17 protein-coding genes and 1 pseudogene are annotated in these 15809 nt (G+C 62.7%); 10 read left to right on the top strand and 8 right to left on the bottom strand.

Annotation, left to right across the window (positions count from 1 at the left end):
* Positions 1-100: 100 nt before the first annotated feature.
* Entirely contained in the window at positions 101-835 is a 735-nt protein-coding gene (locus tag NO931_RS10030) for an MBL fold metallo-hydrolase (protein ID WP_256392198.1), read from the bottom strand.
* Positions 836-1066: 231 nt separating this feature from the next.
* Here NO931_RS10030 and NO931_RS10025 point away from each other — a divergent pair, with 231 nt between their 5' ends.
* The 4 genes from NO931_RS10025 (at position 1067) to NO931_RS10010 (ending at position 3339) form a co-directional block, all read left to right on the top strand.
* Positions 1067-1342 (top strand): 4a-hydroxytetrahydrobiopterin dehydratase, encoded by a 276-nt coding sequence (locus tag NO931_RS10025; RefSeq protein ID WP_256392197.1) that lies wholly within the window; start codon positions 1067-1069, stop codon positions 1340-1342.
* 15 nt (positions 1343-1357) lie between these two features.
* Positions 1358-1726: an LWR-salt protein gene (gene lwrS / locus NO931_RS10020; RefSeq protein ID WP_256392196.1), complete on the top strand. Its 369-nt coding sequence runs from the start codon at positions 1358-1360 to the stop codon at positions 1724-1726.
* 100 nt (positions 1727-1826) lie between these two features.
* Positions 1827-2126 carry a hypothetical protein gene (locus NO931_RS10015; protein ID WP_256392195.1) on the top strand — a complete coding sequence of 100 codons (300 nt, stop codon included), beginning with the start codon at positions 1827-1829 and terminating at the stop codon, positions 2124-2126.
* Between the two features lie 670 nt (positions 2127-2796).
* Positions 2797-3339 (top strand): hypothetical protein, encoded by a 543-nt coding sequence (locus tag NO931_RS10010; RefSeq protein ID WP_256392194.1) that lies wholly within the window; start codon positions 2797-2799, stop codon positions 3337-3339.
* 729 nt (positions 3340-4068) lie between these two features.
* Here the strand turns inward: NO931_RS10010 and NO931_RS10005 are convergent.
* Complete coding sequence (locus tag NO931_RS10005) at positions 4069-5307, bottom strand: ABC transporter permease (protein ID WP_256392193.1); 1239 nt, start codon at positions 5305-5307, stop codon at positions 4069-4071.
* A complete protein-coding gene (locus NO931_RS10000) occupies positions 5307-6122 on the bottom strand; it encodes an ABC transporter ATP-binding protein (RefSeq protein ID WP_256392192.1) in 816 nt (271 codons plus the stop codon). The genes NO931_RS10005 and NO931_RS10000 overlap by 1 nt, the downstream gene beginning before the upstream one ends.
* An 83-nt stretch (positions 6123-6205) precedes the next feature.
* Between NO931_RS10000 and NO931_RS09995 the strand changes: the two genes are divergently transcribed.
* Positions 6206-6838: an HAD family hydrolase gene (locus NO931_RS09995; RefSeq protein WP_256392191.1), complete on the top strand. Its 633-nt coding sequence runs from the start codon at positions 6206-6208 to the stop codon at positions 6836-6838.
* A 123-nt stretch (positions 6839-6961) separates the two neighbouring features.
* Complete coding sequence (locus tag NO931_RS09990; protein ID WP_256392190.1) at positions 6962-7744, top strand: GIDE domain-containing protein; 783 nt, start codon at positions 6962-6964, stop codon at positions 7742-7744.
* 36 nt (positions 7745-7780) lie between these two features.
* On the opposite strand, the gene NO931_RS09985 is transcribed toward NO931_RS09990, so the two are convergent.
* A complete protein-coding gene (locus NO931_RS09985; protein WP_256392189.1) occupies positions 7781-8428 on the bottom strand; it encodes a hypothetical protein in 648 nt (215 codons plus the stop codon).
* A 140-nt stretch (positions 8429-8568) separates the two neighbouring features.
* On the opposite strand from NO931_RS09985, the pseudogene NO931_RS09980 reads away from it, so the two are divergent.
* The 4 genes and pseudogenes from NO931_RS09980 to NO931_RS09965 all read left to right on the top strand — a co-directional run bounded on the left by NO931_RS09980 (position 8569) and on the right by NO931_RS09965 (position 12789).
* Positions 8569-9248, top strand: a pseudogene (locus tag NO931_RS09980) (IS6 family transposase).
* Between the two features lie 70 nt (positions 9249-9318).
* On the top strand, positions 9319-10539 hold the full coding sequence (locus NO931_RS09975; protein ID WP_256392188.1) for a hypothetical protein: 1221 nt from the start codon (positions 9319-9321) through the stop codon (positions 10537-10539).
* 213 nt (positions 10540-10752) lie between these two features.
* Complete coding sequence (locus tag NO931_RS09970) at positions 10753-11109, top strand: Hsp20/alpha crystallin family protein (protein WP_256392187.1); 357 nt, start codon at positions 10753-10755, stop codon at positions 11107-11109.
* Positions 11110-11127: 18 nt separating this feature from the next.
* Entirely contained in the window at positions 11128-12789 is a 1662-nt protein-coding gene (locus NO931_RS09965; RefSeq protein ID WP_256392186.1) for an ABC1 kinase family protein, read from the top strand.
* 34 nt (positions 12790-12823) lie between these two features.
* Here NO931_RS09965 and NO931_RS09960 read toward each other — a convergent pair whose 3' ends face one another.
* The 4 genes from NO931_RS09960 to NO931_RS09945 all read right to left on the bottom strand — a co-directional run bounded on the left by NO931_RS09960 (position 12824) and on the right by NO931_RS09945 (position 15714).
* On the bottom strand, positions 12824-13213 hold the full coding sequence (locus NO931_RS09960; protein ID WP_256392185.1) for a pyridoxamine 5'-phosphate oxidase family protein: 390 nt from the start codon (positions 13211-13213) through the stop codon (positions 12824-12826).
* A gap of 66 nt (positions 13214-13279) precedes the next feature.
* Positions 13280-13888: a DUF2238 domain-containing protein gene (locus NO931_RS09955; RefSeq protein WP_256392314.1), complete on the bottom strand. Its 609-nt coding sequence runs from the start codon at positions 13886-13888 to the stop codon at positions 13280-13282.
* A 59-nt stretch (positions 13889-13947) separates the two neighbouring features.
* Positions 13948-14601 (bottom strand): hypothetical protein, encoded by a 654-nt coding sequence (locus tag NO931_RS09950; protein ID WP_256392184.1) that lies wholly within the window; start codon positions 14599-14601, stop codon positions 13948-13950.
* Between the two features lie 117 nt (positions 14602-14718).
* Positions 14719-15714: a metal-dependent hydrolase gene (locus NO931_RS09945; protein ID WP_256392183.1), complete on the bottom strand. Its 996-nt coding sequence runs from the start codon at positions 15712-15714 to the stop codon at positions 14719-14721.
* Positions 15715-15809 lie beyond the last annotated feature (95 nt).

Below are 15809 nucleotides of genomic sequence, written 5' to 3'. Positions count from 1 at the left end.
GACGGTATCGTCAGCTGACAAAACCGAGCGACTGCTACGCGACGATGACGAACGATGAAGAACTCGGCCGGTTCGAAACGATCCGCGGCGTCCCGCCCGGTCAGTCGATCCGAACGGTCGTCAGATCCTCGGCGAACCGGACGTCGCCGTCGTAGCGGGCGCCGACGCTTTCGAGCATCTCCTCGTGGCGACCGTCGGTGTGCGGATAGAGGTGGGTGAGGTAGACGCGCCCGATCTCGCGGCCCGAGAGCGCCCGCCCGAGCGACGACGGCGTCGGGTGGTTGTCGACCTCGACGTCGTCGGGAAACGAGCAGTCGTGGACGAGCACAGCCGACCCCTCGGCGAACGACGCCAGCCCGGCGAAGGCCTCGGTGTCCCCGCTGACCGTCAGCCGATCGCCGAACCGGTAGGCGAGTCCGTACTTGGAGTGTCGGACCTCCCGCGCTCGCACGTCGAAGCCGGCGACCGAGAACTCGCCGGGATGGACCTCGCGGACGCTCAGGTCGACGCGGCCGTCGAGGTACTCGTGGACGTCGAGCAGATCGTCGAGGAGCGCCTTCGTTCCGGACGGCCCCACGACCGTCAGCGACTCCTCGCCCGCCAGCCAGCGGGCTTTCAACAGCGGCAGCAGGTCAGCGACGTGATCGAGGTGGTGGTGAGTGAGCAGCACCGTCGACACCGACTCGTAGCCGACGCCGCTCTGCTGGAGGCGATGCAGGACGCCGCTGCCGCAGTCGACCAGCAGGGTTCGACCGTCCTCCTGGACGAGCAGGCCGGACTGGAAGCGATCGCCCGTCGGCATCGCGCTGCCGGTCCCGAGAAAGGTGACGCGCATACTCGATCCCCCGACCCGGAGCGTCATAACGGCTTTGCACCGCCGAAGACGGGTTTGCTCGCAGGCCGAGACGGCGCCGAAGCGCGAGCACGATTGACGCAGCGAACAGTTCAGACAGATGTCATTGTGGTGTGTGGCCGCGCACCGATCGTCGCCAGCGGGAACGGGGGCGGACGCCCCGCTGCGGTCGCGGGGACATGATTTATTTCGGATGAACCCGTTGCAGGCGGTATGGCCGACCTGCTATCCGACGACGAGATCGCGGAACAGCTGCCCGAGGAGTGGGAGCGCGACGGCGACGAGATCGTGCGCGTTTACGAGTTCGACGACTACCTCCGGGGCGTCACGTTCGCGCAGATGGTCGGCGAGATCGCCGAGGCCGAGTTCCACCATCCGACGATCGAGATCCGCTACAAGGAAGTCGAGGTCCACTTCACCAGCCACGAGGAGGGCGGTATCACGGATCAGGACATCCACATGGCGGAGCTGATCGAGAACGAGACCTGAGGTGTTCCGCGACCCGTGGACGCGACGTACGTCTTCTCCGTCCGATTTCGGCTCTCGCCCGACGCTCCGGTCAGCGTCGAGCCCGCGACGTTCGAGACGACGCTCCGTCGTCCGGCCGACTCGCCCGGCGAGGACGGCTGGCTGTTTTTCAGGGACAACCTCTGGCGCGGCGACGTGAACGACCCGGCTCACGCCCGCGAGCGCGTCGAGGACGCGCTGGACGTGTCGGTCGAAGCCGTCGAGTATCGACGCTTCGACATGGACGAGGAGTACTACGACGCGCTCAAGGCAGCCATCGCCGAGGATCTAGAGACGTTCAAGTCCGACAGCGTCAGCGAAGTGCTCACCAAGTACTTCGGCAGTTCGGTGGAAGTCGAATCCTGAAGTTTGAGGGGCCGATGGTACGATTCAGTTCCTCTTACTGTGCTCCCCGTCAATGGTAGATACAGGCAAGATACTTGCCGTCTGCTGTTATGTATGAGATATGAAACGCCGCCAAGCCCTCCTCTTGGCCAGCAGCGCCCTCGCGGTGAGCGGTTGTCTCGATCTCGGGCAGCGACGTCAGGCAAGACTCGCGTACCTTTGGCTGGTGAACGACCGGGATGAAACGTACGGGGTAGAAGTGGTTGTGGAAGACAACGAAGAGGCGGTGTTCACAAGATCATTCGAGCTGGGGCCGGAATCAGGAACCTCGAATATCGACGTGGAAACCCCTGTAGACGGACTAGGAGACTACGTGGTCCGGCAACGATGGATGGCGAAACCTATGAGGTGGATACACTGACGTGATTGACGAGGACGAACCCTGCGTCGGCGTGCAGTTCGTACTGTTAAATAACGGGAGCGTCGATTACTCGGCAGAGTCGCTACAGCAGTGCTAGGTTCGAACACCTACTATACGTGAATTTCTCCCTAAATCGTATCTGAACAAGAAAATTTTCTGCCGAGTGCCCTTCGGTACATTTCCTAAGAGGGATCATCTGCGCAGCGGGAATCCGCTGGCGTCGAACTGGCGCCGATCGTCACCATCGCGACGCCGCCGCTCGTCGTAAACAAACTCAACTTGTACGCACGTACGTAAAAACTAATATCTAGTTGAAATTAGAGGTCGAAGAACAGCGTTGCCACGACGAGGGGCCGCGCTACCAGGCGAGCGTCGCCAACTTTGAGCGGCGCCAATCACCATCAGCGTTCAGCCATTCGACCCACGCCCCTCGGAAATCTCGTGGGTTGCGACCGTCCTTCACCCAAGGCCGTCTTCGCGGCGTCGATCACGTCGGCGATATGGGGGAACGACGTGGATTTGTGCTCCCCCAGGAGAGTGTCGATCTGGATATAGATCCGGACCGCCCACGCTTTCTAACTGAGACTAACTTGGTATAGATAATATGCATATCTAATAAAAGAGGGGTTGAGTTAGGTGGATTTAATTGCTTCTTTGAGTTATTATACATATGAACATCACAGACCGAAGACGAGTACTCCAACTCGGAGCAGGCGCTTTGGTAGGAATGGCAGGTTGTACCGGAGATACAGATAACCAGAATGGCGATCGCCCTAACGGACAGTCAGACTCGGACGAGGATGGTGTTCCGGACAGTCAGGATGCCTACCCAAACGATTCCCGTTTTAGCAAACAGGTCCTTTCGAAGTCCAATACATGGGAGATCGAGGAAGACCGGTGGCGCTACTTTGGATTTTCTCTCCGCGGAGAGGGGAAACTCTACTACGACTTTATCGTCCGAGAAGGTCCCGAGATTGACGTTATCTTGATGGACGAGTCTGAATACACGCATTTCGAATCCCAGTCACGGTATAATTATTACACAAAATTCAGTCAACTAAATAGCGCTGGCGGTACCGTCGAGCAGGTTCTCCCAGCTGGTTCGTATTATATCATATTCGACAATTCCGAAGCGGGTGAAGCCTCGCCACCCACTGATTTCAACAATAGTGTGGCTACGGTCGAGTTTGACATTGAAGTCGGGAGTAGCTAATCTCAGCTCAAGGAACTTCAGACAACCCCTAGTTCTGTTACTTATTACTGTAGCAAGAGGTTAGCGCCAAAGTTGTCCCTCGACTTCTCCATCCATGCTGATACAATGCGTTTGTCCGGAAATTTGTATGTCATCTCCGGGAGACGAACTGATCTGGTTTTCTCTTACCGACAGTTCCGTCCCGTTTCCGTCAAGAGTGACTAAGAGGGAGTAAGATGCTGGATACTTGAACTTATAAGACGTGTATCGATCTCCTCCTAGTTCGACCGACTCCTCATAGATCACCTCTGAACGCACGGACACTTCAATACTGACTGACGTAGGTTCCTGCTGATCGACGAGCAAATAGACCCAATACTCACTATCTCCCTCACCGAACTCCATCGCACTCACCGGGGTTGCCAGTGACTCTTCTTGAGAGATATTACAATCTAACTCGTCGTACCCGGTCAAGTTTCCTGCTCGGTCAGCCTCTTTCACTGCTATTGCCGGGCTGCCGATTATTGGAACATCGTAACGAGTCACACACCCAGCACAGGACGCGACACTACCGATGGCACACGCCCTGAGGAGTGTTCGCCGATGCATACCTAACAGTGTGAAAAGAAAACACATATACTTTTACATATCATACTTGATCTATTCGTCACCACTTCGTTCAGTTCGCACATCTACATAGCGGATATTTCGTTGGATTTCCAGCGAATATCTGGAAACTGGTCTACGCACTTACTCCCGGCGCAGCGCGTCGATCGGATCGACTCGCGCCGCGTTCCAGGCCGGGTACAGCCCGGCGAGGACGCCGACGCCGACGCCGACGACCACCGCCGCGGCGAACCACTCCGGCGCGAACGTCAGCGAGAGATCGAGGTAGTCCGTCGCGACGTAGCCGCCGGCCAGCCCGACCAGCGTCCCGAGCACGGCGCCAGCGAGGCCGAGAACGATCGCCTCGACGAGAAAGAGCTGGAGCACGTCGCGGCGCCGCGCGCCGACGGCTTTCATGATGCCGATCTCGCGGGTGCGCTCGGTGACGCTGACCAGCATGATGTTGGCGATGCCGACGGCGCCGACGATCAGCGAGATGACGGCGATGCCGGCGACGAAGCCGGTGAACGTCGAGATCACTTCGCGGATCTGGTCGACCAGCTCCTCGTTGGTCTGGACCGAGAACTCGTACTCGGCGGGCTTGAGCGACGCGGCGTCCGACTCGTCGTCGAGGTACGCCTCCACGTCGGACTGGACCGACGGCACGCTCTCGTAGTCGGTCGCCACCACGGTCAGCGAGGGGTAGACGCGCTGGCTCTCGCCGGTCGCGGGGCTCTCCGCGGTCGTCTCGTAGAACGGATCGGTCGGCACGAACACCTGCGGGATTGCGATGTCGCCGAACGGACTGCCGCCCCCGCCTTCGAGGACGCCGACGACCGTCGCCTCGCGGGTGCTGTTGGCGCCGCTGCGCAGGACGAGCGTGTCGCCGACTTCGAGTTCGGGATCGAACAGCGCCGCCGCCTCCCCGTTGATCACTACCTCGTTCGCGCCCTGCTCGAACGGCCCGCCCGCCTCGAACTGCCGGTCGGCGAAAAAGCCCGGCGACGTCGCCGTCGCGCTCTCCCAGGCGATCGATCGCCCCTCGTGCTGGAGCGTGGCGATCTGGACGGTGCCCTGCGGGACCGCCCGCTCGACGTCCGGCAGCGATCGTATCTCTTCGAGGTCACGCTCGGTGAACGCCGGCACCGTCGACGCGCCGGGCGGGCCGCCCTGCTGGCCCTCGGGCCCTACCGTCGCCTGCATCTCCGGCGGCGCGTCGCCCGATACCTCGCCGACCACCTCGGCCTGCAGGCTCGCGCCGAGCGTGACGAACGTGATCACCGCGGCGATCCCGATCGTGATGCCGACGACCGTCAGCGCCGACCGGAGCCCGTGCTCGCGGATCGCCCGCAGGCTCAACTGGACGCTCTCGCGCAGTTCCATCAGCGATCGCCCCCCCGGTCGTCCTCGTCGGCAGCGCTCGGGTCGACCGGCGCGTCGTCCGCGACCGCGGCCCGACGCCGTTCCTCGATATCCTCGATCCGGTCGATCTCGCCGTCCCGGAGGTGGACGATCCGCTCGGCGTGCTCGGCGACGTGGCGTTCGTGGCTCACGAGCAACACCGTCGTCCCGGCCTCGTGGAGGCGCTCGAACTCCCCCATGATGCGCCGGCCCGTCTCGGCGTCGAGGTTGCCGGTCGGCTCGTCGGCGAGCACGATCGCGGGGTCGTTCGCGAGCGCCCGCGCGATGGCGACGCGCTGGCGCTGGCCGCCCGAGAGCTCGTTGGGCCGGTGGTCGGTTCGATCGGCGAGCCCGACCCGGGCGAGTAGATCGTCGGCCCGTTCGAGGCGCTCGGCGCGATCGACGCCCCGAAACACGAGCGGGAGCGCGACGTTCTCCCGGGCGGTCAGGCGCGGCATCAGGTTGAACGTCTGGAACACGAACCCGACTTTCTGCCCGCGAATCCGAGCGCGACCGTCGTCGGACAGCTCGGTGACGTTCTCGCCGTCGACCAGCACGGTGCCGGCGCTCGGCGTATCGAGGCAGCCCACCAGATTCATCAGCGTGCTCTTGCCCGAACCGCTCGGCCCCATCACGGCGGTGTAGGACCCCCGCGAGAGGTCGAGCGAAACGTCCGCGAGCGCCCGGACGACCTCGCCGCCGCGCTCGTAGCGCTTCCCGACGCCCGAGAGCGACACCGCCGGGGGCGCGGTCCCAGGGGCGTCATCGGCGTCGGATGCGTCCGTGTGACCTGTCATCAGTCGGATGGACGTTCGTCCTCCGTCACCGTATTTCTCCGGGGAGAACGCTTATTATCGCAGGTCGCGTACTTGAGTGCCCCATGGCCGCCACCGACTACGACTTCTGGCTGCTCGACCTCGACGGGACGCTGGTCGACGTCGAGCCGTCCTACGTCAGCGACGTGATGGGCGAGGTCGGCGACAGGCTGGGAGTCGGCGTCACCGACCGGCAGGCCCAGGTGCTCTGGCATGGCTACGGCGGGCAGCGCGACCGGATCATCGACGGATTGGACGTCGACGCCGCGACGTTCTGGGAGACGTTCCACGAGGTCGAGGACCCGACGAAGCGCTCCGAATCCACGTTCCTGTACGACGACGCGTCCGCAGTCGCGGCCCTCGATCGGCCGACCGGACTGGTCACGCACTGTCAGCAGTATCTCACCGACCCCGTCCTCCGGCACCACGACATCGCCGACTGGTTCGATACGGTGGTCTGCTGTACCGACGACCTGGGCTGGAAGCCCGATCCCGCGCCGGTCCGCCGCGCCATGCGCGACCTCGGCGTCGCGCACAACGGCCACGTCGGCGCGCTCGTCGGCGACAGCGCCGAGGACGTCGGGGCGGCCCGGAACGCCGGACTCGACGGCATCCACGTCCAGCGCTACGACCCCGACGAGCGCGGCTTCGCGGTGTGGGGCGATCGGCGGATCCGCTCGTTCGACGAACTGGGCTGATCTCGTTCCGCGACGCCCGACGAGACGGTCCATCGGAACGGCCTCCACCGATTCTCGACGCCGAATCGATCGCCGTTATTGACAACGATACGATTTATTAGTTCGCGGAAATAACGTCGGCGCATGATCGCGAACCTCCCGTCGTGGCTGCTCGCCGTTGGCGTCGCCCTCGCCGGGCTGGTCGGCTGGCTGTGGTGGAACGCTGCGACGGAACTGTGGCAAGGCTGGAGGCTGTGGCGCAACGACCCCGTGCCGGTGATGGACGCGGCAAACGTCACCGGCGTGGTCGAGGTCGAAGGGACCGCGGCGTCGGGCGGGCGGACGCTCCAGTCGCCGTTTACGGGCACCTCGACGCTGGTCTGCGAGTACAAGATCCAGGAGTGGCGGAGCTCGGGCAAGAGCAGCCACTGGGAGACGCTCCACGAGAACCTGAACGCCGTTCCGTTTCTGCTGGAAGACGACACCGGCAGCGTCGCGATCGATCCGGAGGGCGCCGAGTACTCGCTCGAACGCGACGCCGAGATCGAGTCCGGCAGCGGCGAGACGCCGCCCGAGGAGATTCAGGAGTTCCTCGAGAAGGTCGGCGTCGAGCGGGAGGAGGGCGGGAAGACCTCTCTCGGACCGATCTCGTTCAACCGCGGCGACCGCCGCAAGTACGTCGAGAAGCGACTCGATCCCGGCGACCCGGTGCACGTCTACGGGCAATCCCGGAGCGGCCGAACCGCCGGCGAGGTCTCGGGGTCGGTCAACGCCGTCGTCGGAAGCGGCCGGGCGACGCCGAACTTCCGGATCTCAGAAGGCGACGAGTCGGCGGCTATCCGGCGACACGTGAAATCCGGCACGATCTACGCGGTCATCGGGGCCGTTCCGGGCGTGATTCTGGCGGCGCTCGTCGTTGGTGTTTGAGTGTTCCCCACCGATCGGCTAATTCACCCGATCGAACTACTGGGCCGAAGCGACAGCGGGGTTCGGGACGAACGCGCCCGCGCGACGTAGTAGCACGGCAGTGATCGCACAGAGTCCCGCAAAGGCTGACAGCGGACCGCCCGTCGGACCGAAGACGGAGTTCATGTACGTATAGGTGAGCAGAAACACGGCGCCGGACAAGGCGGTGTAATCCTGCAACCCCCACGAAGTGGCCTGTATCCAGTCCGGATAGGTCACGCGGCCGCGCCGCCGGGCCACGAGAAAAGCCACCGTGACGGCGGTCGACACGACCAAGTGGACTACGAGGGGAGCCTCCGACTCGCCAGTGGCGACCGAACTGACCGCCACGAGCACGAGGGCGGTTCCGACGATGGCGGGAACGAACGTCGCGGCGTACAGTATCACTTCGTTCCAAATCGACTCCTCGTCAGCATGGATACACGCCTCCAGGCGCGGCCGGAATAGTGTCGACGCCACGACGGCGCCGGCGATAGCCGTCAACCCCACGGCAAGCGCGTATTGTGACTCGCTCAAGACAGATCCGTCGAAGAATGTGCCATACACCGGCGCAGCGAGAAGGGTCGTAGTCCATAATCCTAGGAAGAGAATACCAATCTTCTCTAAGTGAGGCCGGTCAGCTTTAGCATTGGATTCCATCGACATACACGCAGTATGAAAGTAGCTGCAGTTATATATTGTGTAGATCACTATCTGAATATTTCGCAGTCTTAAACATATCTTACACAATCAATAATGTGATACTGTCTAGCTAAGGAATGAGCAGGTCAAAGAGCTAGGTGTTCATGCCACTCTCAGTCCTGCTCAGAGAGAATTTCGAGACGGATGATCTTGAGTGTTGGCAGCGTGAGCGGACGCCGACGCCCGTCAGGGTGTTCGGCGTCCGCCTCACCGCTGCCAGTTTATCGATCTGGCAAACACCGCCGTGTTACGGCACCTGGGCGGTAATCGCTCGCATGGAGCAGTCTGGCAGTGGATTCACGGATTGGCCGACAGCTTAGCAGACCCGCCGATGGCAACGCCGTCGTGGTTCGCTGACGATGAACTGGCTGTCCGACTCAACGATGAACACCACTGGCTGTATGCGGCGGTCGACACCGAGACAAAACTGCTGCTGGGCGCTGAGCTTTTCGAACAGCGCGTGACGGACGCCGCAACGGCGTTTTTGCGCTCTCTCGACCGGAAACACGATTTGGCAAACACCGTGTTTATGCTCGATGGCTACGGCTATCTGACTGCCCTCGCACGCCTCGATCTCAGCGATCGGCTCGACTACACCTTCCGAAACCACATCGAAAAGTGGTTTCAGATCCTCAGAATGCGAATCGACCGCTTTCATGCGTCGTGGGTGGGCAGTTGGGCCAGCGCTCAGCAGTGGCTTGCTGTCTTCGTTGAGTATTATAACCGACAGCGACCGCATCAGGCACTCAACCACCGTACGCCGGCTGAGGAGGTGCTAAAATAGACGATGCCAGCAATCTCATCTTGTAGACGAACTATTATAACGAATGAGCAAAATCACAAAATGAAGCGTAATGAGAGACAATATTAGTCGGAGACAGGTAATTGGATCGTTGGCAGCTACTGGATCTCTTGCCATAGTCGGAAGCAGTTCCGCCGCAACGAGCAACCGTGATACATATGATATTGGAGTCTACCTCCGAAAACTGGCCGATAAACACGGTGCAATCAGAATCGGGCGTGGATGGTTCCTGAACAAAGAGAGGGAGAAAGTCGTAGATACTGCTGGCAATCGGTACTCAGGTTATTCCCAGAATATAGATCCCACAGAGGGGTCATTTGTCCAGCAGCTTCATTTTGAAGATGGGTACAGTACACTCACAGAAACTGAGCTAAAACTGGACCAAGAGCAGCGGGCATCAATCAAGTCCCAGCACCGATCAGCGAGCGGATCTGCAATCCTTGTGAATAGGATCAGAGGGAAAAAAGCAGAAAGAGAATTCACCTTTGATGAGTTTGAACAAAAGGGTCAAAAAGCGAGAATTAGATCTAATGCTCATAGAGGACGTGCAAACTCTAATCCACGTAGGAGTCGACCAAAGGTCACCGCAGAGCAATCCCGAAAAGAGCCGCCAGTTGAAAGTGAGACAGAGGTGACCAATTCTGTCGATGCAAACTTTACGACTACCGCTAGTACGGAGAGGACTTTTAACGACGCTGATGACGGGACTGAAAAACTGGACAGTGGGATTCCAGGGCTAAATTATGTCGGTGCAAATTATAAAACATCAGATAACCGTTGTGGGGTCGCACAAAGAAGCACGTATATAACTGTTGATGCTAGTGCTACCGCCGAAGTATACTCCACTTTCTATCTTCCATCTCCAAAAAGTGATCTTAATATCCAATTTAGTGGCGATATACACGGAGTCGTGTCAAGCATCGGAATGGGAGGCTATGTACAGGCGGAAGGATTTGTGAGAGATGTTTCAGGAGAAGAGTCCGTGTTGTTGATGGATGCTGACATGGGGATTTGGGAACTTCCATTTGTTTCAAACAACGGAGACGTCAATTCTCAGTTTGGGCCGGGTGACGGAGCAGTCGGTGATCAACCATATCTTGACTACGAGTTCCAGAGAGATAGTCTCCGTGGCAATGTGGAAGTGGGGGTGCGTATGACTGTTGCATTCAACGGTTTCAGGGGAGGTGTCACAGTGACTAACTTCATACCAGCGAAGAATTCGAGTCAACCATCGGGGCTTGGGACAGAGTTCTTCAACATATCCATAAATTAATACACTATAGATCTCATTATAGATATCCAGACTCAATAGTAATTCTCTGTTTTCGGGTATAGTTTAAATATCACAATACTATTTCAGTAATAGAGAATCTGGATGAATATATAGCGAGTAGTTAATTATTTTTGGTTCGAGAATGGAGTCACGGGACACACTTGGCTCGCCGCGACCACGGGCTTTAACGCTCCCCGCTCCCAAGTGACGCGCATGTCAGCGCTGCGCGAGGCCCTGCGCGACCTCCCCGACGCCGTGTTCGCCGATCTCCTCGAGAGCGACGAGGCGTACAAGCTGGTGATCGACCTGCCGGGCGTCACCGCCGAGACGTTGGACGTGCGCGTCGAGGACGGCCGCCTCGTGATCGAAGCGCGGCGCACGAAGTCCGCCCCCGCGGAGTTCCGCTACCTCCGCGAGGATCGGTCGCTGTTTCTCGACGCCGAACTGCCGCTGCCGCCGGACGCCTCGGGCGAGGACGCCGAGGCCTCGATGTCGGGCGGCGTCCTCGAACTCACCGTCCCCAAGCGCGGCCAGGACGTCGAGACCACAATCGAAGTCACCGCCGAGTAAACCGGGGTGGTGACGCTGGTGAACCTCAGGGCGTACTGGCGGTTTTTCGTCGTCGCCAGGCGCTTTCTTCCGCTGTTGCTCGCGTACGCCCGGGACCGCAACCGGTTCCTGCTGTTCGGGCGGGGTCGGCAGGTCGACGCCGAAACCCGGACGCGCCGCGCCGAGCACCTGCTCGACGCGCTCCTGACGCTGGGCCCGACGTTCATCAAGCTCGGCCAGCTGCTCTCGACGCGGCCGGACATCCTGCCGCCCGAGTACGTCGAGGTGCTCGCCCAGCTACAGGACGAAGTGCCGCCCGCCGACTGGGAGCCCGCCCGCGAGGTACTCGAAGACGAGCTCGGCCCGATCGACGACCGATTCGACGAGTTCGACACCGAGCCGATCAGCGGCGCCAGCCTCGGGCAGGTGTACCGCGCGACGGTCGACGGCGACGACGTGGCGGTGAAGATCCGCCGCCCGGGAATCGAGTCGCTCGTGCAGGCCGACCTGCGGGTGATCCGCTGGTCGCTCCCGCTTCTGATGCCCTTTGTCGGGCAGGGCCGGTCGTTCTCGCTGCGGAACCTCGCCGACGAGTTCGACAAGACGATTCGCGAGGAGATGGACTACCAGCGCGAGGCCGCGATGCTCACTGAGATCCGGGCGAACTTCGACGGCGACGACGCCATCCGGATCCCGCCGGTCGTCGAGAGCCACTCCGGCCCGCGCGTGCTCACGATGGAGTATCTCCCGGGGACGAAGATCAGCCGCGTCGACGAACTCGACGAGCAGGGGGTCGACCGCGGCGCCGTCGCCGAGAATCTCCAGCGAGCGTACATGCAGATGATCATCGACGACGGCGTGTTCCACGCCGATCCCCACCCCGGCAACCTCGCGGTACAGGACGACGGGACGATCGTCTTCTACGACTTCGGGATGAGCGGGCGGGTCGATTCGTTCCTCCAAGAGAAGATCGTCGACTTCTACGTCGCCATCGCCAACCAGGACATCGACGGAATCCTCGACGCGCTGATCGAGATGGGGACCCTGAGTCCCGAGGCCGACCGCGCGGTGATGGCCGACGTGATGGAGCTGGCGATTGCCGACGCCCGCGGCGAGGACATCGAGCAGTACCGCGTCCAGCAGATCGTCGGCCAGATCGAGGACTCGATCTACGAGTTCCCGTTCCGGCTGCCCAAGAACCTCGCGCTCGTCCTCCGGGTGGCGACCGTCGTCGAGGGTGTCTGCGTCACGCTCGACCAGAACCACGACTTCATCACGAGCGCGACGGAGTACCTCTCCGAGGAGGGCTACCGCGAGGAGACCGCCCGGCGCTACGTCTCCGAAGCCGGCGAGCAGTTCCAGGAATCGGCTGCGGCGGCCGTCCGCGTCCCGCCGAAACTCGAAAGCGCGCTCGACCGAATCGAGCGCGAGAACTTCCAGCTCCAGGCCGATCTGGAGGACTCTGACGGCTTGCTCGACAGGCTGGCAAAGCGGATCGTCCTGGGGATGCTCGGCGCGGCCGGCACGCTGTCGACGGCGCTGCTGTACGCCTGGGGTACCGTGGCCTCGGCGGCGGTCGCCGGCGTGCTGACGCTCGTCGTCGTCGCGCTGCTGTACTGGTCGTTCCGAAGCAAGCGAGGCATCCGCGCGAAGCCGCAGTTCACCCGCCAGAGCATGCGCCAGCGCCGCGGCGGCGACTGAGAATCCCGCGGCAGCCGGCGCTCGACGGCGATCGTCAGTACTCCCGGAACCGTGCCGATCCGACGTCGATCCGCACGAGCACGTTCTCGGCGTAGGCGTCCTCGCTCGCGCCGTACTTCTCGTTGATCCGACCAGCGGCGTCCCGTGTCGCGGCCTCGTCCTCGACGACCGACGCCGTGCCGTGGATCGCGACCATCCACTCGGCGTCGCCACTCGCGTCCTTCTGGACCGAGAGCGCGACCTTCGGGTTCTCGCGGATGTCCCTGAGTTTGCGGCCGCCGGTCAGCACTTCCACGACGCCGTCGGCGTAGTCGTACCAGACCGGCGCGACGTGTGGCCGGTCGTCGACGCTGGTCGCGAGGTGGGCTATCAGCGGCTCGCTGGTCAGGAGCGTCTCGGCTCGTTCGGGGACGGCATCTGCCATGGGGGACGTACGACTGCGGTCGGGAAAACAGGTGGCCCGCGCCGTCAGGGCGGTGCGGCGCTCCGATCAGGCAACTCCGAGTCGCTCCGCGATCGCATCCGATATCTCGGTCAGGTAGACCCCACCCCACAGCGCCACGATGACGGCGCCGATCGAGTTGTACACGACGTCTTTCAGCGTGTCGTAGACGCCGTACTGGGTGAGCACCGACGCGGTGCCGAACTCCGTGGCGGCGACGCCGATGCCGAACTCCAGTAGCTCCCACAGCACCGCGAACGCCAGCACGAACAGCAGGATGATCACGCCCATGAACTTCGGCGGCAGGTACACTTTTTCCGAGTGCTCGTCGACGGCCCGTACCGTCGCATAGCCGACGGCTGCGACGACCGAGGAGGAGAGTGCGTGCGTGATGTGGTCCCAGTACTCACTCACCACCGGAACGCCGGAGTAGAAGTTCCCGTCGGTCACGCCCGGAATGCCGACGACGCCGATCCCGTGAAGGAACGCTGCGCTGGTGATCCACAGCGTGAGCCGCGGGTCCATCGGAATCTCGTAGTTGCGTTCGAGGATCGGCGGAAGCTGGGTCACCACCAGGCACATACCGGCGTTGACGATGATGCCGACACTCCCCCGTTCGAGGCCGACGAATAGCAGCCCGACGAGGCTGATCTCCATGAAGTACGACAGCTGGCGTTGGCGTTGCTTCGAGGGAAGCCCGCGGGCGAGCAGGTTGTTCACAGCCGCTCACCTCGCTGGTCGCCAAGCACTTCGTCTTTCATGTCGGCGGGCACGCGGTCCTCCATGGTGATCCGGCGCCGGAAGTACAGCGTGAACACGCCGCCGGCGAACAGTCCGGCCAGCGTGCAGTAGATCCACTCCCACATCAGGTTCGCGTTGGCTTCGTCCGGGTCGTCGACGGGGGTGATGTAGCTGGTGTCCAGGTAGACGTCGAACCCCCACTGGGCAACCCCCCACAGCGCGGCGGCGGCCATCGTCCCGATGACGACGAGTGCAACCGCAAAGCCCGGCGAGAGCCGGATCGACGTGAACGACTGGAGTTCGACGGCGATCACCAGCGCGATCGCGGCGACCGCGAAGTACGCCGCGAACTGGCTCGACAGTATCTCGGCGCCGAGCGCGAGTCCGACGACCGGCAGTGCGGCCATCAGCAACACCTCCCAGGGCAGCATTATCCGCGGCGTCCGGTAGGCCGCGGGCGGGATCAGCGCCAGTACGAGCAACACGAACGCGAACAGCGACCAGAGTTCGCCCGGCGCCACGACGACCACGCCGACGCTCGCGGCCGCCAGCAGCGCGACCAGCAGCCACGCGATGACGCCGTTCCGACGGCCGTCATCGAGCATCTGGTCGAGTTCGGAAAGAGACATAGCGACCGTAAGGACTTCGCACATAAAATTATGTGTGGCCGGCCGGCGGCGGGGCGTCACGGGTCGGTTCGCGTCGGCGTCACGCCGCGGCAGGCTGCGGTCCGCGACGCGGCGGCGTCACGCTGCGACGACGAGGTACACGACCGCGTATCCGACGAGCGCGGCGGTGATCCCCGTCAGCGCGGTGAACGTGACGCTCAATAGTAGCGGGTGACGGCCGAACTGCCGGCGAAGCTCCGTCGCGCTCGGGATCGCGGTGGGTCGGGTGGAGACGCCCGCACTAATCACGCCGACCGAGAGGATCGAGAACACGAAGTGGTAGGATACTTCGAGCGTCGGCGGCGCCATCGCCACCGCGGGGACGCCGTACGCGACGCCGGCCAGCGCTCGCAGGTCGACCAGCTCCGGGAGCGAAAATCCGGCGACGCGGGCGATCGTCACGGCGGCGAGCCAGACGACCGCCAGCTCGATCGCGAACGCACCCAGCAAGTGCATCGTGGGATCGCCGTGGAGCAACACCCGGCCGTCGAAGACGCCGACGTCGAAGGGATAGAACAGCCGCGGCGGCGCGCCGGTCACCAGATCGCCCCACGGGTGCGAGAGTAGCCCGGCGGTCGCCGCGAGCGCGACGGTCCGGGCCGGGAAGTCCGTCGTGATCCGGCACAGCGTCGCGACGCCGACGCCGGCGGCCGCGAACATCCCCATAACGACGCCGCCGAGCGGGCCGCTCACGAGGTAAGCCGCGCCGACCAGCGCGGCGAGCGCGATGGCGCTCACGCCTCGGCCCGCCGCTCGGGTCAGCGGGGAGCCGGTGCGCTTGACCGCCCAGAGGCCGAAGGCCGGCCCGGCCAGCAGCGCGACGACCAGCGAGTGGGTCATCGTCCGGTGGACGTCCCGCGTCGCGTCCCAGAGCGTACTTGGCTGGGTCACCGCGGCAGCATTGAGCGCGCCGACGTCGATCGCAACCGCGGCGTACGCGACGTCGACGTCCGGGATCGCCGCGAACGCGCCGGCGACCAGCCCGAGCGTCAGCGCCCGGCGAGCGGGCCAGCCTCGCCAGTCCGCGATCAGCGTCGCGAGGGCGAACGCCAGCAGCGCGTGTCCGAGAAACACGTCGTCGGAGCTAGGCGAGTGCGGCGTATAAGCCCCTCGCTGGCCGCGTGTAACGGTAGCAAGTGACGCTCTACGGCGGTGCGGACGGTTTTAGT

It is taken from the genome of Natronoarchaeum rubrum (assembly GCF_024494695.1).
Note: the sequence above shows the minus strand (reverse complement) of the source record. Positions and strands in the feature narration are given on the sequence as shown.